This is a genomic window from Streptomyces genisteinicus (assembly GCF_014489615.1).
Lineage (GTDB): Bacteria > Actinomycetota > Actinomycetes > Streptomycetales > Streptomycetaceae > Streptomyces > Streptomyces genisteinicus.
This window is the reverse complement of sequence record NZ_CP060825.1, coordinates 1,282,696-1,305,926: the sequence shown is the minus strand read 5'-3', so window position 1 is coordinate 1,305,926 and position 23,231 is coordinate 1,282,696. Positions and strand designations below refer to the sequence as shown.

At 73.1% G+C, this 23,231-nt stretch carries 22 protein-coding genes and 1 tRNA gene; 13 read left to right on the top strand and 10 right to left on the bottom strand.

Annotation, left to right across the window (positions count from 1 at the left end; translation table 11 throughout):
• Positions 1-157: 157 nt before the first annotated feature.
• The 3 genes from IAG43_RS05785 to IAG43_RS05775 form a co-directional block, all read right to left on the bottom strand.
• On the bottom strand, positions 158-517 hold the full coding sequence (locus IAG43_RS05785; RefSeq protein WP_187739681.1) for a hypothetical protein: 360 nt from the start codon (positions 515-517) through the stop codon (positions 158-160).
• Between the two features lie 125 nt (positions 518-642).
• Entirely contained in the window at positions 643-2,040 is a 1,398-nt protein-coding gene (locus IAG43_RS05780) for a GntT/GntP/DsdX family permease (RefSeq protein WP_187739680.1), read from the bottom strand.
• A 9-nt stretch (positions 2,041-2,049) separates the two neighbouring features.
• Positions 2,050-2,571: a gluconokinase gene (locus IAG43_RS05775; protein ID WP_187739679.1), complete on the bottom strand. Its 522-nt coding sequence runs from the start codon at positions 2,569-2,571 to the stop codon at positions 2,050-2,052.
• 305 nt (positions 2,572-2,876) lie between these two features.
• Here IAG43_RS05775 and IAG43_RS05770 point away from each other — a divergent pair, with 305 nt between their 5' ends.
• The 4 genes from IAG43_RS05770 to IAG43_RS05755 all read left to right on the top strand — a co-directional run bounded on the left by IAG43_RS05770 (position 2,877) and on the right by IAG43_RS05755 (position 7,144).
• Positions 2,877-3,578 carry a FadR/GntR family transcriptional regulator gene (locus IAG43_RS05770; protein ID WP_187739678.1) on the top strand — a complete coding sequence of 234 codons (702 nt, stop codon included), beginning with the start codon at positions 2,877-2,879 and terminating at the stop codon, positions 3,576-3,578.
• 244 nt (positions 3,579-3,822) lie between these two features.
• Positions 3,823-5,277 carry an amino acid permease gene (locus IAG43_RS05765; RefSeq protein ID WP_187739677.1) on the top strand — a complete coding sequence of 485 codons (1,455 nt, stop codon included), beginning with the start codon at positions 3,823-3,825 and terminating at the stop codon, positions 5,275-5,277.
• A 155-nt stretch (positions 5,278-5,432) separates the two neighbouring features.
• Positions 5,433-6,518 carry an S-(hydroxymethyl)mycothiol dehydrogenase gene (locus IAG43_RS05760; RefSeq protein WP_187739676.1) on the top strand — a complete coding sequence of 362 codons (1,086 nt, stop codon included), beginning with the start codon at positions 5,433-5,435 and terminating at the stop codon, positions 6,516-6,518.
• Positions 6,515-7,144: an MBL fold metallo-hydrolase gene (locus IAG43_RS05755; protein WP_187739675.1), complete on the top strand. Its 630-nt coding sequence runs from the start codon at positions 6,515-6,517 to the stop codon at positions 7,142-7,144. The genes IAG43_RS05760 and IAG43_RS05755 overlap by 4 nt, the downstream gene beginning before the upstream one ends.
• Positions 7,145-7,301: 157 nt before the next feature.
• On the opposite strand, the gene IAG43_RS05750 is transcribed toward IAG43_RS05755, so the two are convergent.
• The 3 genes from IAG43_RS05750 to IAG43_RS05740 all read right to left on the bottom strand — a co-directional run bounded on the left by IAG43_RS05750 (position 7,302) and on the right by IAG43_RS05740 (position 10,067).
• Positions 7,302-8,222 (bottom strand): pseudouridine synthase, encoded by a 921-nt coding sequence (locus IAG43_RS05750; protein ID WP_187739674.1) that lies wholly within the window; start codon positions 8,220-8,222, stop codon positions 7,302-7,304.
• A gap of 203 nt (positions 8,223-8,425) precedes the next feature.
• Positions 8,426-9,742, bottom strand: a complete 1,317-nt coding sequence (locus IAG43_RS35110) for a pectate lyase (protein ID WP_343075546.1) — start codon at positions 9,740-9,742, stop codon at positions 8,426-8,428.
• A 237-nt stretch (positions 9,743-9,979) separates the two neighbouring features.
• Positions 9,980-10,067 (bottom strand) — tRNA-Leu (locus IAG43_RS05740).
• A gap of 188 nt (positions 10,068-10,255) precedes the next feature.
• Between IAG43_RS05740 and IAG43_RS05735 the strand changes: the two genes are divergently transcribed.
• From IAG43_RS05735 to IAG43_RS05725, 3 genes are all read left to right on the top strand, one after another.
• Positions 10,256-11,581 (top strand): M20/M25/M40 family metallo-hydrolase, encoded by a 1,326-nt coding sequence (locus IAG43_RS05735; RefSeq protein WP_187739673.1) that lies wholly within the window; start codon positions 10,256-10,258, stop codon positions 11,579-11,581.
• Positions 11,582-11,745: 164 nt separating this feature from the next.
• The gene (locus IAG43_RS05730) at positions 11,746-11,979 is read left to right on the top strand and encodes a chaplin (RefSeq protein WP_147990618.1); all 234 of its coding nucleotides are present in this window, start codon (positions 11,746-11,748) and stop codon (positions 11,977-11,979) included.
• A gap of 153 nt (positions 11,980-12,132) precedes the next feature.
• A complete protein-coding gene (locus IAG43_RS05725; RefSeq protein ID WP_187739672.1) occupies positions 12,133-12,903 on the top strand; it encodes a chaplin in 771 nt (256 codons plus the stop codon).
• Positions 12,904-12,985: 82 nt separating this feature from the next.
• Here the strand turns inward: IAG43_RS05725 and IAG43_RS05720 are convergent, their stop codons facing one another.
• Entirely contained in the window at positions 12,986-13,174 is a 189-nt protein-coding gene (locus tag IAG43_RS05720) for a DUF5703 family protein (protein WP_187739671.1), read from the bottom strand.
• A 47-nt stretch (positions 13,175-13,221) separates the two neighbouring features.
• On the opposite strand from IAG43_RS05720, the gene IAG43_RS05715 reads away from it, so the two are divergent.
• On the top strand, positions 13,222-13,881 hold the full coding sequence (locus IAG43_RS05715) for a hypothetical protein (protein ID WP_187739670.1): 660 nt from the start codon (positions 13,222-13,224) through the stop codon (positions 13,879-13,881).
• A 134-nt stretch (positions 13,882-14,015) separates the two neighbouring features.
• Here the strand turns inward: IAG43_RS05715 and IAG43_RS05710 are convergent, their stop codons facing one another.
• Entirely contained in the window at positions 14,016-16,433 is a 2,418-nt protein-coding gene (locus IAG43_RS05710; RefSeq protein ID WP_187739669.1) for an ATP-dependent DNA helicase, read from the bottom strand.
• The gene (locus IAG43_RS05705; RefSeq protein ID WP_187739668.1) at positions 16,430-17,413 is read right to left on the bottom strand and encodes an aldo/keto reductase; all 984 of its coding nucleotides are present in this window, start codon (positions 17,411-17,413) and stop codon (positions 16,430-16,432) included. Before IAG43_RS05705 ends, IAG43_RS05710 begins: the two co-directional genes overlap by 4 nt.
• A gap of 129 nt (positions 17,414-17,542) precedes the next feature.
• Between IAG43_RS05705 and IAG43_RS05700 the strand changes: the two genes are divergently transcribed.
• Positions 17,543-18,592 (top strand): LLM class F420-dependent oxidoreductase, encoded by a 1,050-nt coding sequence (locus IAG43_RS05700; RefSeq protein WP_187739667.1) that lies wholly within the window; start codon positions 17,543-17,545, stop codon positions 18,590-18,592.
• A gap of 291 nt (positions 18,593-18,883) precedes the next feature.
• A complete protein-coding gene (locus tag IAG43_RS05695) occupies positions 18,884-19,669 on the top strand; it encodes a ferritin-like domain-containing protein (protein WP_187739666.1) in 786 nt (261 codons plus the stop codon).
• Positions 19,670-19,735: 66 nt separating this feature from the next.
• Here IAG43_RS05695 and corA read toward each other — a convergent pair whose 3' ends face one another.
• Complete coding sequence (gene corA / locus IAG43_RS05690) at positions 19,736-20,728, bottom strand: magnesium/cobalt transporter CorA (RefSeq protein WP_187744305.1); 993 nt, start codon at positions 20,726-20,728, stop codon at positions 19,736-19,738.
• Between the two features lie 112 nt (positions 20,729-20,840).
• Here corA and IAG43_RS05685 point away from each other — a divergent pair, with 112 nt between their 5' ends.
• From IAG43_RS05685 to IAG43_RS05675, 3 genes are all read left to right on the top strand, one after another.
• Positions 20,841-21,545 carry a histidine phosphatase family protein gene (locus IAG43_RS05685; protein WP_187739665.1) on the top strand — a complete coding sequence of 235 codons (705 nt, stop codon included), beginning with the start codon at positions 20,841-20,843 and terminating at the stop codon, positions 21,543-21,545.
• 234 nt (positions 21,546-21,779) lie between these two features.
• Entirely contained in the window at positions 21,780-22,370 is a 591-nt protein-coding gene (locus IAG43_RS05680) for a DUF3090 domain-containing protein (protein WP_187739664.1), read from the top strand.
• The gene (locus IAG43_RS05675; RefSeq protein WP_187739663.1) at positions 22,334-23,161 is read left to right on the top strand and encodes an SCO1664 family protein; all 828 of its coding nucleotides are present in this window, start codon (positions 22,334-22,336) and stop codon (positions 23,159-23,161) included. Before IAG43_RS05680 ends, IAG43_RS05675 begins: the two co-directional genes overlap by 37 nt.
• The last annotated feature ends 70 nt before the right edge of the window (positions 23,162-23,231 follow it).

The window sequence follows — 23,231 nt, the reverse complement described above, 5'->3', positions numbered from 1 at the left end:
GGCGGGACCTCGGCGGAGGCACCGACCTGCCGGAATTCCGTCACGCCGGGGTGCGGACGCCTCGCCTGTCGACGGCGAGGCGAGGCGCCCCGGGCCCAGGAGGAGCGACCGGCCGCCGGCGGCCGCGCCCCCCGACAGGCGGCGAGTGCCGCCGGGCTCAGGTGTCGGAGTAGCTGAAGTCGCCCACGGTCCACGCGCCGATGTCCGCGATCGCCACGCGGTACATGCCGCCGGTCTCCGGGATGCCCACCGTGCCCTGGAGGATGCGGGCGACGTGGAAGTGGAGGTGGGTCGGCGGGCCGTCGTGCGGGGCGGCGGAGTCGAAGACGCCGGCGAACTCGCCCAGGCGTTGCGAGTCGGCGAGGACCTCCGACACCCGCCGGCGCCACACGGCCTCGGGCGCCAGCCGGCCGGTGACGACGGCACCGTGGGTGACCACGGTCAGGGACATCTGGTTGCTGTGTCCGGTCTCGACCCTGGCGGCGATGTCGACGAGCAGCTCATCGGGTTTGGCCATGGGGCAGATCCTATGCACCCGGCCCCGGCCGGTGCGCCGGGGGCACGGAAGTGCCACGGGGCGCAGGCCGGTTCCGTACGGGTCTGCCCGTACGGAACCGGCCTGCGCGCGCCGGTCCGCCGCCGCTACAACACCAGGGAGAGCAGCAGGACGAAGACGATGCCGACGACCGAGATGATCGTCTCCATCACCGACCAGGTCTTGATCGTCTGGCCGACGCTCATGCCGAAGTACTCCTTCACCAGCCAGAAGCCGGCGTCGTTGACGTGGCTGAAGAAGAGCGAGCCGGCGCCGATGGCGAGCACCAGCAGGGCGGCGTGCGAGGTGGACATGTCGGCCGCCAGCGGGGCGACGAGTCCGGCGGCGGAGATCGTCGCCACGGTCGCGGAGCCGGTGGCGAGCCGGATCGCGACGGCGATCAGCCAGGCGAGCAGCAGCGTCGGGATGGCCCAGTTCTCGGAGAAGTCGAGGATCATCTGGCCGACGCCGATGTCGATCAGGGTCTGCTTGAAGCCGCCGCCGGCGCCGACGATGAGCAGCACGCCCGCGATCGGGGCGAGCGACTTCTCGACCGTGGTGGAGAGGCGCTCCTTGGTGAACCCGGCGGCACGGCCGAGGGTGAACAGGCCCACGAGAACGGCGGCGAGCAGAGCGATCAGGGGCGAGCCGATGACGTCGGTGACGCGCTGGACGCCGTTCTCCGGGTCGTCCACGACGATGTCGACGAGGGCCTTGGCCATCATCAGGACGACCGGTAGCAGCACGGTGGCGACGGTCGCGCCGAAGCTCGGGCGCTTCTCCAGGTCGTCGGAGGCGCGCTGGGGGATCATCTTCTCCGGTGCCGGGATGTCGACCCAGCGGGCGGCGTACTTGGAGAAGACCGGGCCGGCGATGATCACCGTGGGCACGGCGACGACGAGGCCGAGGGCCAGGGTGACGCCGAGGTTGGCGCCGATGGCGTCGATGGCGACCAGCGGGCCGGGGTGCGGCGGGATGAGGCCGTGCATCACGGAGAGGCCGGCGAGCGCGGGGATGCCGATGCGCATCAGCGAGTAGTTGCCGCGCTTGGCGACCATCAGCACGACCGGGATCAGCAGGACGATGCCGACCTCGAAGAAGAGCGGCAGCCCGATGATCGAGGCGATGAGCACCATCGCCCACGGCATGGCCCGGCCGCTGGCCTTGGCGAGGATCGTGTCGACGATCTGGTCGGCGCCGCCCGAGTCGGCGAGCAGCTTGCCGAGGATCGCTCCGAGGGCGATCAGGACGCCCACACCGGCGACGGTGGAGCCGAGTCCCGCGGTGAACGAGGTGATCGCCTCGTCGAGCGGGGCTCCCGCGAACGCGCCGAGCGCGAGCGAGCCGATGGTGAGGGCGAGGAAGGCGTGCAGCTTGAACTTGGTGATGAGCACGACGATGACGGCGATGCCCGCCAGCACGGCGATGCCCAACTGCGCGTTGCCGGCCGAGGTGATCGGCTCGACGGCGTCCGCTGCCAGCGTCTCGACGCTGAGACTGGTCACGGTGGGTCCTTAGTCTTCGGGGAGTTCTTCGAGCCCGCGCAGCGCGGCGACGGCCCGTCGGGTGATCTCTTCGGGGGTGCCGGACACGTCGACGGCGACGCCCGCCTCGTCCTCCTCCAGCGGCTGGAGGGTGGCGAACTGGGAGTCCAGCAGCGCGGTGGGCATGAAGTGGCCCTTGCGCCCCGTCATCCGCTGCTCGATGAGCTCGCGGCTGCCGGTGAGGTGGAGGAAGACGGCGTCGGGCGCGGACGCCCGCAGGCGGTCGCGGTACTCGCGCTTGAGCGCCGAGCTGGAGACGACTCCGCCCCGGCCCGCCCTGCCGTGCGCCCATGAGCCGATCGCGTCGAGCCAGGGGCGGCGGTCGTCGTCGTCCAGCGGGGTGCCGGCCGTCATCTTGGCGATGTTGGCCGGGGGATGGAAGTCGTCGCCCTCGGCGTAGGGAACGCCCAGTGCGGCGGCGAGCAGGGGGCCGACCGTGGTCTTGCCGGTTCCTGCCACGCCCATCACCACAACGACGTGGGGGGTGCTCATCACGTGCCTCGCTGTCCGTCTCCGTCGACTCACGACATCGGTCCGTCGCGCTACTGAAACCCATTAGGTACGACTTATTCAAGAGGTTGAGACATAAACGTCATACTTTTTGTTCCCGGGGTCCGGTGCCGGGGCGGCGGGTCCGGCACCGGACCCGGCACCCGGCCTCCGGCACCGGGGCGGCGGACCCGAGCCGCCGTGCGTCCCGGCGGGCCCGTCCGCGCCCGGGCCGTGCGGTCCCGCGACCCCCGCCCCCGCGCCTTCCCCGTGGCGTCCGGGTGATCCCCGCCCCGTACCCTTTGTCCATGACCACAGATGGCCGAGGGCTCCACACCCGCGTGCTCGACACCCTCGGTCTCGCGATCACCGCGGGTGAGTATCCGCAGGGCAGCGTGCTGCGCACCGACGAGGTCGCCCAGCGGTTCGACGTCTCGCGCACCGTGGTGCGCGAAGTGGTCCGGGTGCTGGAGTCCATGCACCTCGTGCAGTCCCGCCGCCGCGTCGGGGTGACCGTGCGTCCCACCGAGGAGTGGAACGTCTACGACCCGCGCGTCATCCGGTGGCGCCTCGCGGGTGCGGACCGCCCCCGGCAGCTGCGCTCGCTGACCGTGCTGCGGTCCGCCATCGAGCCGGTGGCCGCCTCGCTCGCCGCCGTGCGGGCCACCCCCGAACAGTGCGCCGCCCTCACCGAGTGCGCGCTCGGCATGGTCGCCACCTCGCGCGGCCAGCAGCTGGAGGGGTATCTGGAGCACGACATCGCCTTCCACCGCATCGTGCTCAACGCTTCCGGCAACGAGATGTTCGCCCGGCTCGGCGACGTCGTCGCCGAGGTGCTCGCCGGCCGCACCCACCACCACGTGATGTTCGAGGACCCCGACCCGGCCGCCGTCACCCTCCATGTGCAGGTGGCCGAAGCCGTTCGCGAAGGCGACGCCGCACGGGCCGAGCAGCTCACCCGGGAGATCGCCGTGGGCGCCCTCGAAGAGCTGGACGTGCTCGCCCCCTGAGAGCGTGCGGGCAGTCGCCGCACGATGTTCGACCTTTCAACATTCTGCTGAAACCTCTGGACTACCTCAGATGTCTGTCTGAGTGAGGCTGGTCACTGCCAAAATCCCAGGGTTGCCTCGACGATGAGGCCCGGGCGCACGCGCCCGTGGCCGCACCGTGGTGACCACCCCCTCACCGCCGGGCAGGCCGCCGGCGGACGGCCGGGTACCGCACATCCCCCCTCACGAAGGCGAACATCCCTCTATGAGCGACCGCACCATGGCTGCGGCCGGCACCACTGCCGCCACCACGGGCACCCCCCACGCCGACGCCGGAGACGCCGGGTACCGCAAGGACCTCAAGGCGCGGCACATCAACATGATCGCCATCGGCGGTGCCATCGGCACCGGGCTCTTCCTCGGGGCGGGCGGCCGCATGGCCGAGGCCGGCCCCTCGCTGTTCATCGCGTACGCGGTCTGCGGCGTCTTCGCCTTCTTCGTGGTCCGCGCCCTCGGCGAGCTGGTCCTCTACCGCCCCTCCTCCGGCGCGTTCGTCAGCTACGCCCGTGAGTTCATGGGGGAGAAGGGCGCCTACACCGCCGGCTGGCTCTACTTCCTCAACTGGTCGACCACCGCCATCGCCGACATCACCGCCGCCGCGACCTACGCCCACTTCTGGGCCATGTTCAGCGACGTCCCGCAGTGGGTGCTCGCGCTGATCGCGCTCGCCGTGGTCCTGGCGGCCAACCTCATCTCGGTGAAGTACTTCGGCGAGATGGAGTTCTGGTTCGCGATCGTCAAGGTGGCGGCCCTGGTCGTCTTCATGCTGATCGGCATCTTCCTGATCGCCACCTCCCACGACATCGGCGGCCACACCCCGGGCCTCGCCACCATCGGCGACAACGGCGGCATCTTCCCCAGCGGCGTGCTGCCGATGCTGCTGCTGATCCAGGGCGTCGTCTTCGCGTACGCCTCCGTCGAGCTGTGCGGCGTCGCCGCCGGCGAGACCGAGAACCCCGAGAAGATCATGCCGAAGGCGATCAACTCCATCATGTGGCGCGTCGGCCTCTTCTACGTCGGCTCGGTGGTCCTCCTCGCCCTGCTGCTCCCGTACACCGCGTACACCGGCGACGAGAGCCCCTTCGTCACGGTCTTCGACAAGCTCGGCATCCCGGGCGCCGCCGGCGTGATGAACCTCGTCGTCCTGACCGCCGCGCTCTCCAGCCTGAACTCCGGGCTCTACTCGACCGGCCGCATCCTGCGCTCCATGTCCGTCGCGGGCTCCGCGCCCCGGTTCACCGGCGTGATGAACAAGGGCGGCGTCCCCTACGGCGGCATCCTGCTGACCGCCGCCTTCGGCGTGCTGGGTGTCGTGCTCAACTACGTCATGCCGGGCGAGGCCTTCGAGCTGGTCCTCAACTTCGCCTCGGTCGGCATCATCGGCACCTGGTCGATGATCATGGTCTGCTCGCTGCTCTTCTGGAACCGCTCGCAGGACGGCCGGGTCACCCGCCCGGGATACCGGCTGCCCTGGGCCCCGTACACGCAGATCGTGACGCTGCTCTTCCTCGGCTCCGTGCTCGTCCTGATGTGGATGGACGGCGGCATCGGCCGCACCACCGTCAACTGCCTGCCGCTCATCGCCGCGGCGCTCGTCGGCGGCTGGTTCCTGGTGCGCGGGCGCGTCCGCGACGTCGCCGCCGGCCGCACGGAGTCCTGACCGTACGCCCCCCGAGCCCCCCACGGCCCCCCACCCGGAGCCCCGCGGATCCCTGCGACCCGCGGGGCTCCGGCCTTTTCCGTGCCGCGCGGCACGAGCCCTGAACAGGCCATAGTGTGGAGCCACATCACGTGTGACGAAGGGCAGGTTCTGCGATGCCGCAGCAGGTGAACGGTGTGATCGCACCCGGAAGGAACGAGCCGGTACGGGTGGAGACCATCACCATCCCCGACCCCGGACCGGGGGAGGCGGTGGTGGCCGTCCAGGCGTGCGGCGTATGCCACACCGACCTGCACTACAAGCAGGGCGGGATCAACGACGAGTTCCCCTTCCTCCTCGGCCACGAGGCGGCCGGCGTCGTGGAGTCCGTCGGCGAGGGCGTCACCGAGGTCGCCCCCGGCGACTTCGTGATTCTCAACTGGCGTGCCGTCTGCGGCCGCTGCCGCGCCTGCCGCCGCGGACGTCCCTGGTACTGCTTCGACACCCACAACGCCAAGCAGAAGATGACCCTCGCCGACGGCACCGAGCTGTCGCCCGCCCTCGGCATCGGCGCCTTCGCCGAGAAGACCCTCGTCGCCGCCGGCCAGTGCACCAAGGTCGATCCGGCCGTCTCCCCGGCCGTCGCCGGCCTGCTCGGCTGCGGCGTCATGGCCGGCATCGGGGCCGCCGTCAACACCGGCGAGGTCGGCCGCGGCGACACCGTCGCCGTCATCGGCTGCGGCGGCGTCGGCGACGCGGCCGTCGTGGGCGCCCGCCTCGCCGGCGCCGCGAAGATCATCGCCGTCGACATCGACGACCGCAAGCTGGAGACCGCCCGTGCCATGGGCGCCACCCACACCGTCAACTCCCGCTCCACCGACGCCGTCGAGGCCGTGCGCGAGCTCACCGACGGCTTCGGCGCCGACGTCGTCATCGAGGCCGTCGGCCGCCCCGAGACGTACGCCCAGGCCTTCTACGCCCGCGACCTCGCCGGCACCGTGGTCCTCGTGGGCGTGCCCACCCCCGACATGAAGCTGGAACTGCCCCTGCTGGACGTCTTCGGCCGCGGCGGCTCCCTGAAGTCCTCCTGGTACGGCGACTGCCTGCCCTCCCGGGACTTCCCGATGCTGATCGACCTGCACCAGCAGGGCCGCATCGACCTCGGTGCCTTCGTCACCGAGACCATCGGCCTCGGCGACGTCGAGAAGGCGTTCGCGCGCATGCACGAGGGCGACGTGCTGCGTTCGGTGGTGGTCCTGTGACCGCCCGCGTCGACCACCTGGTCACCTCCGGCACCTTCTCCCTCGACGGCGGCACCTGGGACGTCGACAACAACGTCTGGATCGTCGGCGACGACACCGAGGCGATCGTCGTCGACGCCGCCCACGACGCCGACGCGATCCTCGCCGCCCTCGGCGGCCGCACCCTGCGTGCGATCGTCTGCACCCACGCGCACAACGACCACATCGACGCCGCCCCGGCCCTCGCCGCGGCGACCGGCGCCCCCGTCCTGCTCCACCCGGACGACCTGCCGCTGTGGAAGCAGACCCACCCCGACCGGGCACCCGACGGCGAACTGGCCGACGGGCAGACGATCACCGTCGCCGGCACCTCGCTGACCGTCCTGCACACCCCCGGCCACGCCCCCGGAGCCGTCTGCCTCCACGCCCCGGAGCTCAGCACCGTCTTCACCGGCGACACCCTCTTCCAGGGCGGGCCCGGCGCGACCGGACGCTCCTTCTCCCACTTCCCGACGATCATCGACTCGATCCGCGACCGGCTCCTCGGCCTGCCGCCCGAGACCGTCGTGCGCACCGGCCACGGGGACTCCACCACCGTCGGCGCGGAGGCACCGCACCTCCAGGAGTGGGTCGACCGCGGTCACTGAGCAGGGCCGGCGTCCGGCGCACGCCGCGCGGTGCGCGCCGGACGACCCCGCCCTCCGGCGCACGCCGGTCGACGCCCACCGGACGTGGTGCGCCGGCAGGCGTGCGGCGCGCGCTGTGACCGGACGGTGCGCGCCCCCGGCGACCCGGCGGCGCGCGTCAGACCGGGCCCAGCTCGCGCCGGCTGGTGAACCGGCGCTCCTCCCCGGTGACGGGGTCGGTGAACTCCAGACTCCGCGCCAGCAGTTGCAGCGGACGCCCGAAGTCCTCCGGCCCCTCGTCCCGCACCACGGGGTACAGCGGGTCGCCCAGGATCGGCAGCCCCAGCGCGTTCATGTGCACCCGCAGCTGATGGGTCCGCCCGGTACGCGGCAGCAGCCGGTACCGGCCGACCCCCTCCCGCACCCCGGTCAGCTCCACCCGGCTCTCCGCGTTCGGCTCGCCCGGCTCCTCGTACGCGGCGAGCACACCCCGCTCCTTGACGATCCGGCTGCGCACGGTGCGCGGCAGCGCCACCGCGGGGTCGTGGACGGCGAGCGCCTCGTACTCCTTGCGCACCGCGCGGTCGCGGAACATCGTCTGGTACGCCCCCCGGTCCGCGGGCCGCACCACGAAGAGCACCAGCCCCGCCGTGAGCCGGTCCAGCCGGTGCGCCGGCTGGAGCCGGGGCAGACCCAGGTCCCGCCGCAGCCGTGCCAGCGCGGTGTCGGTGACATGGCTGCCGCGCGGCATGGTGGCCAGGAAGTGCGGCTTGTCCGCGACCAGCAGCCGCTCGTCGCGGAACACGATCCCGATGCCGAACGGCACCGGGACCTCCGGCGGCAGATCCCGGTGGAACCAGAGAGTCCGTCCCGCGGTGTACGGCTCGGCGCCGCCGACGGGCCCGTCCTGGTCGACGAAGCGCCCCTCGATGAGCATCGCGTCCACCCGTTCCGTCCCGATCGCGCGGCCGTAGCGCGCCACCAGGTGGTCGCGCAGGGTCGGCCACTCGCCCGACGGGTCCTCGGGGAGCCGGACCCGCACCGGGTCGATGCCGTCCCGCTGGGGCAGCGGCGCCGGGGCGGTGTGTCGTCGTCTCACCGGGGGGACTCTACGTCCCCGCCGGGCGGCCGCCGGGTCCCGTCGCCGGCCACGCCGCCCCCGCTCAGGCCGCCCCGCTCCGGCGGCGGGTCCGCGGCGTCCGCCGCCGCCCGGGGACGGCGGAGGCCGCGTCCTCCGCCCCGCAGCGGGCGGAGGACGCGGCCTGGTGTGCGGGCTGCCGGATCAGCCGGCGCGGGTCGGCGTCAGTCGACGTAGGTGATGTCCGACTCGCGGTAGAGGCAGTTGGTGCTGTCGGGGCCGCTCCCGATCTTGCTGGGCTCACCGCTGGTGGTGCCCTTGTACTTGGTGCAGATCTCGATGTCCCGGCCGGCGTCGTCGTAGACGGTGACCGCGCTCATCCGCGCGGTGTCGCCGTAGTTGGTGTTGATGCCGACGAGCGAGTCGGCCGGGGCCGTCAGCCAGATGTTCTGGAGCTGGATGTGGCGGCCGTACTGGGTCGAGCAGTTGCCGCAGGAGCGGACCAGCTTGCCGATGTCGTCGGCCTGGAAGTTCTTGACGACCAGGGTGCCGGCGCCGTTGTGCTGGAACACCTTGTCGGAGGCGAGCTTGGCGCCGCCGCCGTCGATCGTGCGCACCAGCGAGGCGGAGCTGCCGCGGAAGGTGGCCGCGTCCTCGCCCACGTCCTCCCACCAGACGTTCTTGAGCGTGCAGGTGCCCTTGCAGTGGACGCCGTCCGCGGCGGGCGAGCCGAGGATCACGTTCTGCAGGGTGGCCCCGTCGGCCAGTTCGAACAGCGCGGGCAGGTCCTCGCTCTGACCGTCGTCACCGAGGTCACCGGTGCCGTAGTAGCGCTTCATGCCGCCGTCGAGGGTGCCGGAGACGGCGATGGTCGAGCCCACGGCCTGCTGCCCGTTGGCCGACGGCCACGCGGGCCGGTCGCCCGGGTTCGTCGGCGGGGGAGTGGTGGGCGGAGGAGTGGTCGGCGGGGGAGTGGTGGGCGGCGGGGTGGAGCCGGCGGGGGTGAAGGTCCAGTGCTTGCTCTTCACCGAGTCGCAGGAGTTCTGCTGGACCAGGGCGCCCGAGGCCGTCGAGCTGTCCTTGACGTTGAGGCACTTGCCCCCGTTGCCGTTGACGACCTGGAAGCCGCTGCCGGTCTCGGTCAGCTTCCACACCTGGCTCGCGGCGCCGGAGCAGGACTGCTGCTCGACGGGCTTGCCCGCGCTGGTGGAGGCGTCGCGGACGCCGGCGCACCTGCCGCTGTGGGAGGCCGTCAGCGTGTAGCCGCCGCCGGACGCGGCGAGCGTCCAGGTCTGCCCTGCCGTGCCGGTGCACGACGACTGCGCGAGCTGGACTCCGGTTCCGGTGGAGGCGCCCGGCACCTGGAGACAGAGTCCGCTGCCGGCGTTCTTCAGCGTGTACGAGCCCGGTGCGGGGGCCGCCGACGCCGAGGTGGCGGTGGCGATCGCGGCGATGCCCACCGCGATGACCGAACCTGCTGTGGCGAAAACGGCCGCTGTGCGGCCCCTCGCCCTTCTGACATGCTTGTTCTTGGTGCGCACAAGGATTCCTTTCCTCGCCTGCGATCCAGGGCAGACGTCGGCGGGGGTGCTGGTGCGGTGCGGTGGCGGTGCCGCAGCCCAACGCGCGAGGAACCATGGTTCTGGACTGCGTTCTCATATATGAACATCGCAGAACGTAGAGCCACCACGATCCCGGGTCAAGGGCCGCGGCAGAGGTGCGGGAAGAAATCCCCGCGGAACGAAAAATCCCCACAGCCGAAGCTGTGGGGATCTCTGTGGTGTCCGAGGGGGGACTTGAACCCCCACGCCCGATAAAGGGCACTAGCACCTCAAGCTAGCGCGTCTGCCATTCCGCCACCCGGACAAGGTGTCTGTCTCGCGGCCCCGGGCCGTTCCGACGTGGAAAACCATAGCAAACAATCGGCCCTGCCCGATCACACCCCCGGCCGCCGTGAACACCGTGCGACGACCGGGAGCCGCCCTTGGGGAACCGGCGGCGATGGCGAGAGGATGAAGGCAGGACCACCAGCAGCGACATCGGGAGGAATCAGCGTGAGCGAGTCCAATGCGGCCCGGACCGTCTCGGGGGAGGACGAGGTCGTCGACCTCTGCAGCGAGCTGATCCGGATCGACACCAGCAACTACGGCGACCACTCCGGCCCCGGCGAGCGCGCCGCCGCCGAGTACGTGGCCGCGAAACTCGCCGAGGTGGGCCTCGAACCCCGGATCATCGAGTCCCACAAGGGACGGGCCTCCACCGTGGCGCGGATCGAGGGGGAGGACCCCTCCCGGCCCGCGCTCCTCATCCACGGGCACACGGACGTCGTCCCGGCCAACGCCGAGGACTGGACCCACCACCCGTTCTCCGGCGAGATCGCCGACGGCTGCGTGTGGGGCCGCGGCGCCGTCGACATGAAGGACATGGACGCGATGACCCTCGCGGTCGTCCGCGACCGGCTGCGCAGCGGCCGCAAGCCCCCGCGCGACATCGTCCTCGCCTTCCTCGCGGACGAGGAGGCGGGCGGCACCTACGGCGCCCGGTACCTGGTCGACAAGCACCCCGACCTGTTCGAGGGCGTGACCGAGGCGATCGGCGAGGTCGGCGGGTTCTCCTTCACCGTCAACGAGAACCTGCGCCTGTACCTCGTCGAGACCGCCCAGAAGGGCATGCACTGGATGCGGCTGACGGTCGAGGGCACCGCCGGCCACGGTTCGATGACCAACAACGACAACGCGATCACCGAGCTCTGCGAGGCCGTCGGCCGGCTCGGCCGCCACACCTGGCCGGTCCGGGTCACCAAGACGGTCCGCTCGTTCCTCGACGAGCTCTCCGACGCGCTCGGGACCCCCCTCGACCCCGAGGACATGGACGCCACCCTCGCCAAGCTCGGCGGCATCGCCAAGATGGTCGGCGCGACCCTGCGCAACTCCGCCGCCCCCACCATGCTCGGCGCGGGATACAAGGTGAACGTCATCCCCGGCCAGGCGACCGCCCACGTCGACGGGCGCTTCCTCCCCGGCTACGAGCAGGAGTTCCTGGCCGATCTCGACCGGCTCCTCGGCCCCCGGGTGAAGCGCGAGGACGTCCACGGCGACAAGGCGCTGGAGACCAGCTTCGACGGCGCGCTCGTCGACGCCATGCAGAGCGCGCTCAAGGCCGAGGACCCCATCGCCCGCGCCGTCCCGTACATGCTCTCCGGCGGCACCGACGCCAAGTCCTTCGACGACCTCGGCATCCGCTGCTTCGGCTTCGCACCGCTCAAGCTCCCCCCGGAGCTGGACTTCGCCGGCATGTTCCACGGCGTGGACGAGCGGGTTCCGGTCGACGGGCTGACCTTCGGAGTGCGGGTCCTCGACCGGTTCATCGACCAGTGCTGACCCGCCGGGCGCCGGGGAACGGCCCAGCCGCCGCCAATCGACCGTCTGTCCCCGGCCCACCGGAAAGAGTGAATGGGGGTTTCGCCTCGTAGCCCCCGTGCGCCCTCCTCGTTACAGGTGGTGCGGTCCGCGGCTGGGACCGCTTGTGCCAACTAGGAGGAATAATGATCAAGAAGGTCGTCGCTGCTGCGGCTGCCACCGGTGGTCTGGTGCTCGCTGGCGCGGGTGTGGCCATGGCCGACGCCGGTGCCCAGGGTGCCGCTGTCGGTTCCCCCGGCGTGCTCTCGGGCAACGTCGTCCAGGCGCCGATCCACATCCCGGTGAACGTGTGCGGCAACACGGTCAACGTGATCGGCCTGCTGAACCCCGCCTTCGGCAACACCTGCGTCAACGCCTGACGTTCATGTGACGTGGTGATCCGGCCCCCAGGGGCCGGGTCCGAATCCGGGCGGTTCCGGAGTGCGTGCCATGCACTCCGGGGCCGCCCGGTTCTTCCTTTCCCCGGGCAGTGGGCCGGGGCAACAAGACAGCTGGAAGGCAGGGCATCACACATGCGACAGGTCACACGGAAGGGCCTGATCTCCGTTGCGGCGGCGGGCGGGGTCATCGCGCTCGGCGGGGGGTACGCGCAGGCGGACTCGGTGGCCGCGGGCGGGGCGTCGAACTCACCGGGCGTACTCTCCGGCAACTCGGTCCAGGCTCCCGTCCACGTCCCCGTGAACGCCTGCGGCAACACCGTGGACGTCGTGGGGCTCCTCAACCCGGCCATGGGCAACTCGTGCGCCAATGTGTCCGGGTCCGGCGGAGGTTCACAGGCCGGCGGCGGCTCGCAGGGCGGCGGCAGCCACGGCGGTGGTTCGCAGGCCGGCGGCGGCAGCCACGGCGGTGGCTCCCAGGGGGGCGGCAGCCACAGCGGCGGCGGCGCGCACGCCGGGGGCGGCACCAGCAACTCACCCGGCGTCGGCTCCGGCAACAACGTGCAGGCGCCGATCGACGTGCCGGTCAACGCCTGCGGCAACAGCATCACCATCGGCGGGCTGCTCAACCCGTCGTTCGGCAACGACTGCGCCAACGCCCCCGAGGTCCCCCGGACCCCGGAGACCCCGGAGACCCCTGAGCAGCCGCAGACTCCCGAGACGCCGCACACCCCGCGTCCCTCGCAGGAGCCGAACACCCCCGGTGCGCAGACGCTCACGCCGCCCAAGGGCGACGAGCAGCTCGCGGAGACCGGTATGGGCGCGCTCGACATCCTCGCCCCGGCGGGCGCGGGCCTGCTGCTGGCCGGCGCGGTCCTCTACCGCCGCTCCCGCGCAGCCGCGTAGGCACCGGCGCACACCCCTCGGAGGCGTGCGTACGCCGGGGTGCGGGCCCTCGTCCGAGGGCCCGCACCCCGGCGGTCCGCGGTCACCAGGTGGCGCGTACCTGGCGGATGATCCGCCGGCGCAGGCGCACCCGGCGGCTTCCGTCCCGGTGCAGCGTCAGTCGGTCCAACTCCCAGTGTCCGTACTCGGCGTGGTCGGTCAGCAGTCGTGTCGCCTCCCTGCGGGAGACCCCGCGTGGCACGTACACGTCGACGAATTCGTATTCCGGCATCGCATCTATTGTGCGGGCACCCGCCCGGTACGGATAGCGTCTGCACTATGTCTGATGCTGCGCAGCCCACCGCTGCCGAGGTACGTGCCGCCGCCGAGGCGGTCAAAGCCGCTTTGGACCGTCACCTCGAGGCGGTCGAGAACCGCTCGGGCGAGGACGACCCGGCCGTCTACGAGGCCTTCAACGCCCTCGCGACGGCGGCCGAGGCCTATGACGAGAGGCTCTACGACGCCTACGACGAGGTGACACCCTTCGAGATTCCGGGTGCCGACGACTCCCTGCCGCCCTACGCGGGCCCCGAGGAGCCGAACGCGCTGAGCGTGCTGATCCGGCGCGACTACGCGGTGGTCGAGCCGCAACGGCTGCTCGCCCAGACCCAGCGCATCGCCGACCTCGAACGGGGCGCGCTGGAGCGCCCGGGGAGTGCGCCGGTGGTGGGCGCCAGCGTCCACGCGGCGCTCGGCGTGCTGTTCGGGGAGTTCGAACCGGACGAAATCGCCTCCCGGCACAAGGAGTTCGGCCTGGAGGAGGGCGATTCGACGCTCTGGGTGGCCGCCGCCGACGAGCTGCCCGAGCCGGGGGAGTGGCTGAGCACCCCGTTCGACCAGGCCGATCCCCAGCGCGTGGTCTGCCGGTTCGACGTCAGCTCCGTCTTCGACGAGGACGATCTCGGAGACTTCGAGGACGGCGGCGAACTCGACGACTGACCGGAGCGTGAGCCCCCCTCGCCGGGAGTGACGGCGAGGGGGCGGCACCGCCGCACCGCGGCGACGGGACCGGGCCCCGGGACGGCGTCGTGCCGGCCCCGGGGCCGACCCGTCCCGGGAGCCGGGCCGCGCGGTCACTCCGAGGTGGCCGGCAGCCCTTCCAGCAGTCCGCGCAGCCTGGTGGTGCGCGGCTCGCCCGGCACCGAGGCCACGGCACGGGCGAGGGCCTGGTCCACCCCGTGGACCACCGAGACGTGCCGCTCGCCCCGGCCGAACGCCGTGTACACCCAGGGCCTGCTCAACCCCTCCGCCGCGTCGCCCGGCAGCACCACGACCACGGCGGGCCAGCGCGTCCCGGCGGCCTGATGGGCCGTCATCGCCCAGCCGTGCCGGACCGCCGACTCCACCCGCGCCCGGGGGACCAGCGCCCGCGTCCCGTCGCAGTCCAGGTGCAGGCCGTCGGCGTCCGCCGACACCACGGTGCCCGCCACCGTCCGGCCCGGCCCCTGCGCCCAGGCGACCCGGTCGCCCGGATCGAAGCCGCCGAAGCGGCCGGGACCGGGGTTGAGCCGTTGCTTCAGCGCCGTGTTGAGCGCCCGGGTGCCCGCGGAGCCGCCGTGGCCCACGGTGATCACCTGCGTCTGCCCGGCCGGTACGCCGATGGCCCGGGGCACCGAGTCCGCGACGAGCTGGACCGTGCGGTGCACCGCCTCCCCGGCGTCCCGCACCGGCACGATCACGATCTCCCTGCCGGGCGCGTCGACCTGGTTCAGTTCCCCGACGCCGATCCCGGACACCAGCTCGCCCAGCGGACCCGGGTCCGGCGTCCGGGAGGCGACCCGCGGGCACACCCGGGCCGCGATCAGGTCCCCGAGGACCTGTCCGGCACCCGCGGACGGCAGCACTCCCGGATCGCCGCCCAGCACCAGCCGTCCGCCGTCCGGCATCGACTCCACCAGCACGGCCGCCGTCTCCACGTCGAGCTGCGGCGCGTCCAGCACCACGAGCAGGTCCAGGGCGAAGGCCCCGTCCTCGTCCCGGGCCACGCCCGCCGAGCCGTCCAGCAGCGCCGCGACCGTGACGGCGCCCGCCTCCGGACCGAGCCTGCGCACCGCGTCCCCGCCGTGCACGGCCACGAGGGCGCGCAGACCGCGCTCCCGGGCGCCGGCCGCCAGGGCCACCGGCTCGGCCCGTGCCGCCTCGCCGCCGGTGTGCACCACGACGCCGTGGCCGCCGGCCGCCCGCACCAGCTCGGCGCCCTCCCACTCGACGGCCGCGCAGGTCCGGATCAGCCGCGCCAGACCGTCCGCGAGGCTCTCCTCGGCCATCGCGTACCGGTCGAGCCCCAGCAGCACCGTCACCGGGCCGGACTCCTCCCCGGCGCCCTCCCCGGGCTCCGCGTCCGCCCCGGGTTCCGCGCCTTCCGCGGCATCGTCCAGGCCCTCCTGGAAGACGAGGGCGACACCCGCCTCGACGGCCTGCTGCACCGCCGTGTCCGGGTCGGGCACCTGCCGTGCGGCCAGCGCCGCGCGCACCTCGGAGGCGTGCTGCGCGGTGTGGCCCCTGAGCGCGGCCTGCTCCAGCACCCAGCCCACCAGTGCCGCCGCCCGCCGCTCGTCGTCGGGCCGGCACTCCGGCCCGAGCACCGCCCGCGCGAACCCGTCCGCCTGCTCGGGCCGCACCCCGGACACCAGGAGGAGCTGCCACGGGTCCTCGGCGAGCCGGTCCCCGGCCCCCTCCCCGAGCGCCTCGACGACGGGTCCCGCCAGCGTCTGCGGGGCGCCGCCCCGCCCGAGCACCGCCCGTACCGCGTCCAGCGTCTCCGGCGCCGCTTCCCGGACGGGAGCGGGGGCCGCCGCGGTCCGCACCGGGGCGGGCGCGGGGGCCGGGTCCGGCCGGCGGGGCACGGCCGGTGCCTCGTCGTAGTACGCGGCCGCCTTCGCGCCGCCCTCGACGGCCCGCACGGCCGCCAGCAGGTCCGCGGCCTTCCCGCTGAGGCCCGCCCCGCTCGCGACGGGCCCGCCCCGCTCGGCCCTGCGCTGCTCGATCCGGGCCCGCAGCTCCCGCTGCGCCGCGAGCTCGGCCTCCGCCTCGCTGACCGCGGGCGCCTGCGCGTCCCCCTCGCCACCGGCCCGCTCGGTCCCGTCGGCCGCTCCCCCGTCGGCCCCTTCCCCACCCGCCGCGTCGTCCGCGCGCTCGGCGTCCGCCGTGTCGTCGCCGGTCTGCCCTGCCCGAGCGGCTCCGGGCTCGCCCGGCCCGCCGGCACCGGCCTCCGCGCCGGCACCGTCCGCATCCGGTCCGGTGGCCGCCGTGTCGCCGTCGCCCTCGCCGCCGCCGTCGGTCCCGTCCCGGCCGCCCGCGTCGCCCGCGAGCGCCCCGGTCTCCGCGCCGCCCCCGGGCGCTGCCGCCCCGCCTTCCGCGTCCGCCTCCGGAGCCCCGCCCGGGGCCGAACCGCCCCCGCCGCCTTCGGCGGCCGCGGCGGCCGCCTGTGCGTCCTCGGAGGGCGGTTCGGGGGAGGGGCCGGGCTGCGGGCCCGGGGTGCGCGCGGTCACAGCGTGCTCCAGTCCTGGTCGGGATAGCGGTGCACGGGCGCCGAGACATCGTCCAGCGCCCGGCGGATCTCGTCAGGAAGACTAAGCGCCTCCACCGACAACGCGGCCATGAGCTGCTGCGCGTTGCGCGCGCCGACGATCGGGGCCACCACGCCGGGCCGGTCCCGCACCCATGCGAGCGCCACCTCCAGCGGTGTGGACGCCAGACCGTCCGCAGCCGTCGCCACGGCGTCCACGATCCGGCTCGCGTCCTCGTCCAGGTACGGCTCGACGAACGGCGCCATGTGGTCCGAGGCCCCGCGTGACCCCGTCGGAACGCCGGAGCGGTACTTGCCCGTCAGCACACCCCTCCCCAGCGGGGAGGACGGCAGCAGCCCCACCCCGAGGTCCAGCGCCGCGGGCAGCACCTCGCGCTCGACGCCCCGCTGGAGCAGGGAGTACTCCATCTGCGTGCTCGCCAGCCTGGTCCGCGTGCCCGCGGCCGCGAGCTGCCAGGTGGCGGCCTTGGCCAGCTGCCAGCCGCAGAAGTTCGACACGCCCGCGTACCGCGCCCGCCCGCTGGTGACCGCGATGTCGAGCGCCTGGAGCGTCTCCTCCAGCGGCGTGTCCGGGTCGAAGGCGTGGACCTGCCACAGGTCGACGTGGTCCGTCCCGAGCCGTGCCAGCGAGGCGTCCAGGGCCGCGAGCAGGTGCCCGCGCGAGCCGTCGAACCGCCGGTCGGGATCGCGCACGCTGCCGGCCTTGGTCGCGATCACGAGTTCCCGGCGGTGCACCAGGCGCTCCATCAGCCGGCCCAGCACGTACTCGGCCTCGCCGCCGGCGTAGACGTCGGCGGTGTCGACGAGTGTCCCGCCCGCCTCCCAGAACGCCTTCAACTGCTCGGCCGCGTCGTGCTCGTCGGTGTCCCGGCCCCAGGTGAGGGTGCCGAGCCCGATCCGGGACACGCGCAGGCCGGTACGGCCGAGATGCCTCTGCTCCATGGGCGCTGAGATTACTGGCCGGTGGCATACGCGGAGAGAGCCTGTGGACAACCTTCCCCTGCCGTTCGCGGCCGCCGGGCGCTAGAGTCGCCGGAAAGGAACGTTACTGATCAGTAAGAGGGAGCGCTCATGCGGCTCGGCATCAACCTCGGTTACTGGGGTGCGGGGATGGACGGCGACAACCTCGCCGTCGCGCAGGAGGCGGACAGGCTCGGCTACGACGTGTGCTGGGCCGCGGAGGCGTACGGCTCCGACGCGCCCACCGTGCTCAGCTGGGTCGCCGCCCAGACCGAGCGGATCGACGTCGGCTCCGCGATCCTCCAGATCCCGGCGCGCCAGCCCGCGATGACGGCGATGACGGCGGCCACCCTGGACTCGCTGTCGGGCGGCCGTTTCCGCCTGGGCCTCGGCGTGTCCGGCCCCCAGGTCTCCGAGGGCTGGTACGGCGTCAAGTTCGACAAGCCGCTCGCCCGCACCCGCGAGTACGTGGAGATCGTCCGCAAGGCGATGACCCGCGAGCGCCTGTCCTACGAGGGCGAGCACTGGACGCTGCCGCTGCCGGACGGCCCCGGCAAGCCGATCAAGCTCACCGTGCACCCGCAGCGCGAGCACATCCCCCTCTACATCGCGGCCATCGGGCCGAAGAACCTCGAACAGACCGGTGAGATCGCCGACGGCGCCCTGCTGATCTTCCCCTCCGCCGACCACCTGGAGGAGACCGCGATCCGGCACATCCGCGCGGGCCGCGAGAAGGCGGGCCTCACGATGGACGGCTTCGACGTGTGTCCGACCCTGCCGCTGGCCGTCGGCGACGACGTCGCGGGGCTCGCCGACATGTTCCGCCCCTACACCGCGCTCTACGTGGGCGGCATGGGCAGCCGCAAGCAGAACTTCTACAACCAGCTCGCCCAGCGCATGGGCTACGAGAAGGAGGCCGCCGAGATCCAGGACAAGTACCTGGCCGGCGACAAGGCGGGCGCCGCCGCGGCCGTCCCGCACCAGCTGATCGACCAGACGGCGCTGCTCGGGCCGGTGGCCCGCATCGCCGACCGGATGACGGCGTACGCGAACGCCGGGGTCACGACCCTCACCCTCGCCCCGGCCGGCTTCACCCTCGACGAGCGCCTCGCGGCCCTGCGCGCCGGCACCGAGGCGATGGAGCTCGCGGGCCTCGCCTGACGAGCGCGCCGTGGGAATGAAGCAGGGACGACTCAGGGACGACCGACCGCCGGAGAGATCCGGCGGCCGGTCGTCCCTGCCTGTCGAGCTCTGCGGCCGTGGTGGGGGCTCGGGGGTCTTCCCCGCCACGGCCGTCACCGGGTACAACGCGTGACGCGCCGGTCGGTTACTGCCCGGCCGCCACCGGACGCATCCCCCGTTCGGGTGAGCCGTTCGCCCTCCCGTGTTGCCCCGCCGGGCGTCCCGCATTGGACTGGTGGGCGGCGGAACGCCTTGTAGGAGGTGGCAGACATGCTCTCGGCACGCAGCCTGTTCCAGGAGATCATCGACAGCGACGACAGCTATCAGCTGTTCTGCTCCATCGCGGCCAGCGGCGAGGCACAGGGCGGCTGGGAGAACGCCCGCATCGCCGCCCTCGTTCCCGAGGGCATGCGAGATCTCGCCCCCAGGATCACCCGGCACGGCGCCGACGAGGACAAGCACGGGCGGATCTTCAACGGCCTGCTGCGCAAGCGGCACCTCGACCCCGTCCCGGTCCCGCCGGAGACCGACTACACGATGCTGCTCGAACGCGAGGGCATCGGCCTCGCGCACGACAAGCTGCGCGGCGACGTGCCCCTCACCGAGGAGGACATCGTCGTCTACCTGTCGCACAGCCGGGTCACCGAGCAGCGGGCCGCCGACCAGATGGAGATGCTGGTCACCTACTTCGGCGATCACCCCGAGGTCGGCAACGCGATCCGGCAGATCTCCGGCGACGAGGACAACCACCTCGCGTACTGCCACGAGGAGCTGCTCCGGCTCGCCGCCGAGGGGCACGGCCGCACCATCCAGCGGGTGCTGCGCGAGAGCGCCCTCGCCGAGATCAAGGTCTACCGCGACGTCAGCCTCGCCGTGATGAGCCACATGGGACGCCTGCTGCACTGGCCCAGGGCCAAGTCCGCCGTGCTCGCCGCGGGCATCCACGCGATGTACGCGTACGAGCGGTTCGGCGGCTGGCACCGGATGGTCTCGCTGACCATGCCCGAGCGCCGCGGCGCGCTCGACGGACCGCCCACCCCCGCGCCCGCGCTCTGACCCCCGCCTGCGCGCCGGCGTTCCGAGCACGGCCGCGGTGCCCGTCCCCGGGCACCGCGGCCGTGCTCAGAGCCAGCCGCGGTGCTTGAACAGCCGGTACAGCCCGACCACGGCACCGGCCATCAGCAGCACCACCGCCGGATAGGCCCACGCCCACCGCAGCTCCGGCATGTGCTCGAAGTTCATCCCGTACACGCCCGCGACCATGGTCGGCACGGCCGCCATCGCCGCCCAGGCGGAGATCTTGCGCATGTCGTCGTTCTGCCGCACGCCGGTCTGGGCGAGATGGGCGGCGAGGATGTCGGAGACCAGCCGGTCCAGGCCCTCCACCTGCTCGTTCGCCCGGGTCAGATGGTCGCTCACGTCCCGGAAGAACGGCTGCGAGTGCTCGTGCACGAAGGGCACGCCGGTCCCGGTGAGGCGGGCCATCGGGCCCGCCAGCGGACCGGCCGCCCGGCGGAACTCCAGCACCTGGCGCTTGAAGGTGTAGATCCGCGCTGCCATGTTCCTGGTGTCCCGCGCCCCCGGCTCGAAGACCTCCGTCTCCAGCTCCTCCAGGTCCACCTGGAGTTCGGCGGCGACCTCGATGTAGTGGTCGACCACGGCGTCGCTGATCGCGTACAGCACGGACGTCGGGCCGTGGCGCAGCACCGCGGGTTCCGCCTCCAGGCGCTGGCGCACGTCGTGCAGCGGGGCCCCCACGCCGTGGCGGACGGTCACGACGAACGAGTCCCCTATGAAGACCATCAGTTCGCCGGCCGTGACCGTGTCGCTGCGGGGTTCGTAGGCCACCGGCTTGAGCACCACGAAGAGCGAGTCGTCGTAGACCTCCAGCTTGGGCCGCTGGTGCGCCTTCAGGGCGTCCTCGACCGCGAGGGGGTGCAGCCCGAACTCCTCCGAGACGTGCGCGAACTCGTCCTCGGTCGGCTCGTGCAGCCCGATCCAGAGGAACGAGTCGCCCGAGGCCCGGGCCTCCCCCAGGGCATCGGAGAAGTCCGACGGGCCCTCGGTGCGGCGTCCGTCCCGGTAGATGGCGCAGTCCACGATCACGGCCAGCATCTTCCCTGAGGTCACGGCGCCCACACCACCCGTCACGGGCAGCGGGCGGTGCCTCACCGCCCGTGCCCGGGTCCGGACCGCCCGCGGCCGGCGGGGCCGTAGGCTTGCCGCCATGGCCACGCTGATCCTCGTACGGCACGGACGTTCCACCGCCAACACCGAGGGGGTGCTCGCCGGGTGGACCCCCGGTGTCCACCTCGACGAGCGGGGGCGCGAGCAGGCCGCCGCGCTGCCCGGCCGGCTCGCGCGGGTCCCCCTCGCGGCGGTCGTCAGCAGCCCGCTGGAGCGCTGCCGCGAGACCCTGGCGCCGCTGCTGGAGGCCCGCCCCGGCCTGGCGCTGGAGACGGACGACCGCATCGGCGAGTGCCACTACGGCGACTGGTCGGGGCGGCCGCTGGCCGAACTCGCCCGGGAACCGCTGATGGAGGTCGTCCAGCAGCACCCGTCGGCGGCCGCCTTCCCCGGCGGCGAGTCGATGCGGGCGATGCAGGCACGGGCCGTCGACGCCGTCCGCGACTGGAACGACCGCGTGACGCGCGACCACGGCGAGCGCGCGGTCTACCTGATGTGCTCGCACGGGGACATCATCAAGTCCCTGGTCGCCGAGGCCCTCGGCATGCACTTCGACATGTTCCAGCGCGTCCACGTCGAGCCGTGCTCGGTGACCGCGATCCGCTGGACGCGCACCCGCCCCTTCCTGCTGCGGCTCGGCGACACCGGCGACCTCGGCTCGCTCGCGCCGCCCGAGCCGGACGAGGAGAGCCGGACGGAGGACCGCGGTCAGGGAGTCGTCGGAGGTGGCGCGGGCGCACCGTGATCGCCCGGCGCAGTAGGGTGGACGGGCCGCGGGCCGAAGGCCCGTGGCGATGACGGGGACCGGACGCCCGCGCCCGGCACCGGCAGAGCACCATCCGCCCGTTCCGCGGGGCGGACGGCCCCGGCGAACCGGCCGGAGCCCGGCCCGGGGACCGACCGACGCACGACCCGCCCGCGACCCGTCCACCGACGACCTGCCGACCGATCCGCAGACCGATCCCAAGGGAGACAGAACGTGTCCCGTCAGGTGTTCCTCTACGACCCGCCGGAACGTTTCGTGGCCGGCACGGTCGGATTGCCTGGACGCCGTACGTTCTTCCTGCAGGCGTCCGCCGCAGGGCGCGTCACCAGCGTCGCTCTGGAGAAGACCCAGGTCGCCGCGCTCGCCGAACGGATCGACGAACTCCTCGACGAGGTGGTGCGCCGCACCGGCGGCAACGCGCCCGTCCCGGCCGTCGCGCCGACCGAGGTCGCGGACACCGCACCCCTCGACAACCCGGTCGAGGAGGAGTTCCGGGTCGGCACCATGGCACTCGCCTGGGACGGTGACGAACAGCGCATGATCGTCGAGGCGCAGGCGCTCGTCGAACTCGACGCGGACTCCGAGGAGGACCTCGCCGAGGCCGAGGAACGGCTGCTCCAGGACGAGGAGAACGGCCCGCCGATGCTGCGCGTGCGGCTCACCGGCGCCCAGGCCAGGGCGTTCGCCAAACGGGCCCTCGACGTGGTGAACGCCGGCCGCCCGCCGTGCCCGCTGTGCAGCCTGCCGCTCGATCCGGAAGGACACGTATGCCCGCGCCAGAACGGATACCGACGGGGGGCGTGAGCACGGCCGACGCGCTCGTCCTGCTCACCGAGGGCGAGCTGACCGTGCGGGGCCGGGTCCGTGAGGCGTCCAACGCGGTGCTGTACTGCGCCGTCTCCCTCGACGGCGCAGAGGCCACTTGCGTCTACAAACCCGTTGCCGGCGAACGCCCGCTGTGGGACTTCCCCGACGGCACCCTCGCCCAGCGCGAGGTGGCCGCCTACGAACTCTCCGAGGCGACCGGGTGGGGCCTGGTGCCGCCCACGGTGCTGCGCGAGGGCCCCTACGGCCGGGGCATGGTGCAGCTGTGGGTCGAGGCGGACCCCGGGGCCGAACTGCTCGCCCTCGTCGACGGGCCCGAGGCGGGCGACGGCTGGAAGGCGGTCGGCCTCGCCGACGTGGGGGAGGGCCGCACGGCGCTGCTCGTCCACGCCGACGACCCGCGCCTGCGCCGCCTCGCCGTGCTCGACGCGGTGATCAACAACGGCGACCGCAAGGGCGGCCATCTGCTGCCCACGGCGGACGGCGCGCTCCGCGCGATCGACCACGGTGTCACCTTCCACACCGACGACAAGCTGCGCACCCTGCTGTGGGGGTGGGCGGGGGAACCGCTGACCGGCGAGGCGACCGAGGCGCTGGCCGCGGTCGACGGCGGGCTCGCCGAGGGGGCGCCGCTCGCCACCCGTCTGGCCGAACTGATCACGGCCGCCGAGATCGGCGCGCTGCGGGCCAGGGTCGGGGCGCTGCTCGCGTCGGGCACCCACCCGGTGCCGTCCGGGGAGTGGCCCGCCATCCCCTGGCCGCCGGTCTGACGGGTACGCACCGGCGGCCCGGCCGGTACGCACAGGCTGTCCTGCCGCGCAAGAAGGCCCGACCGGCCAA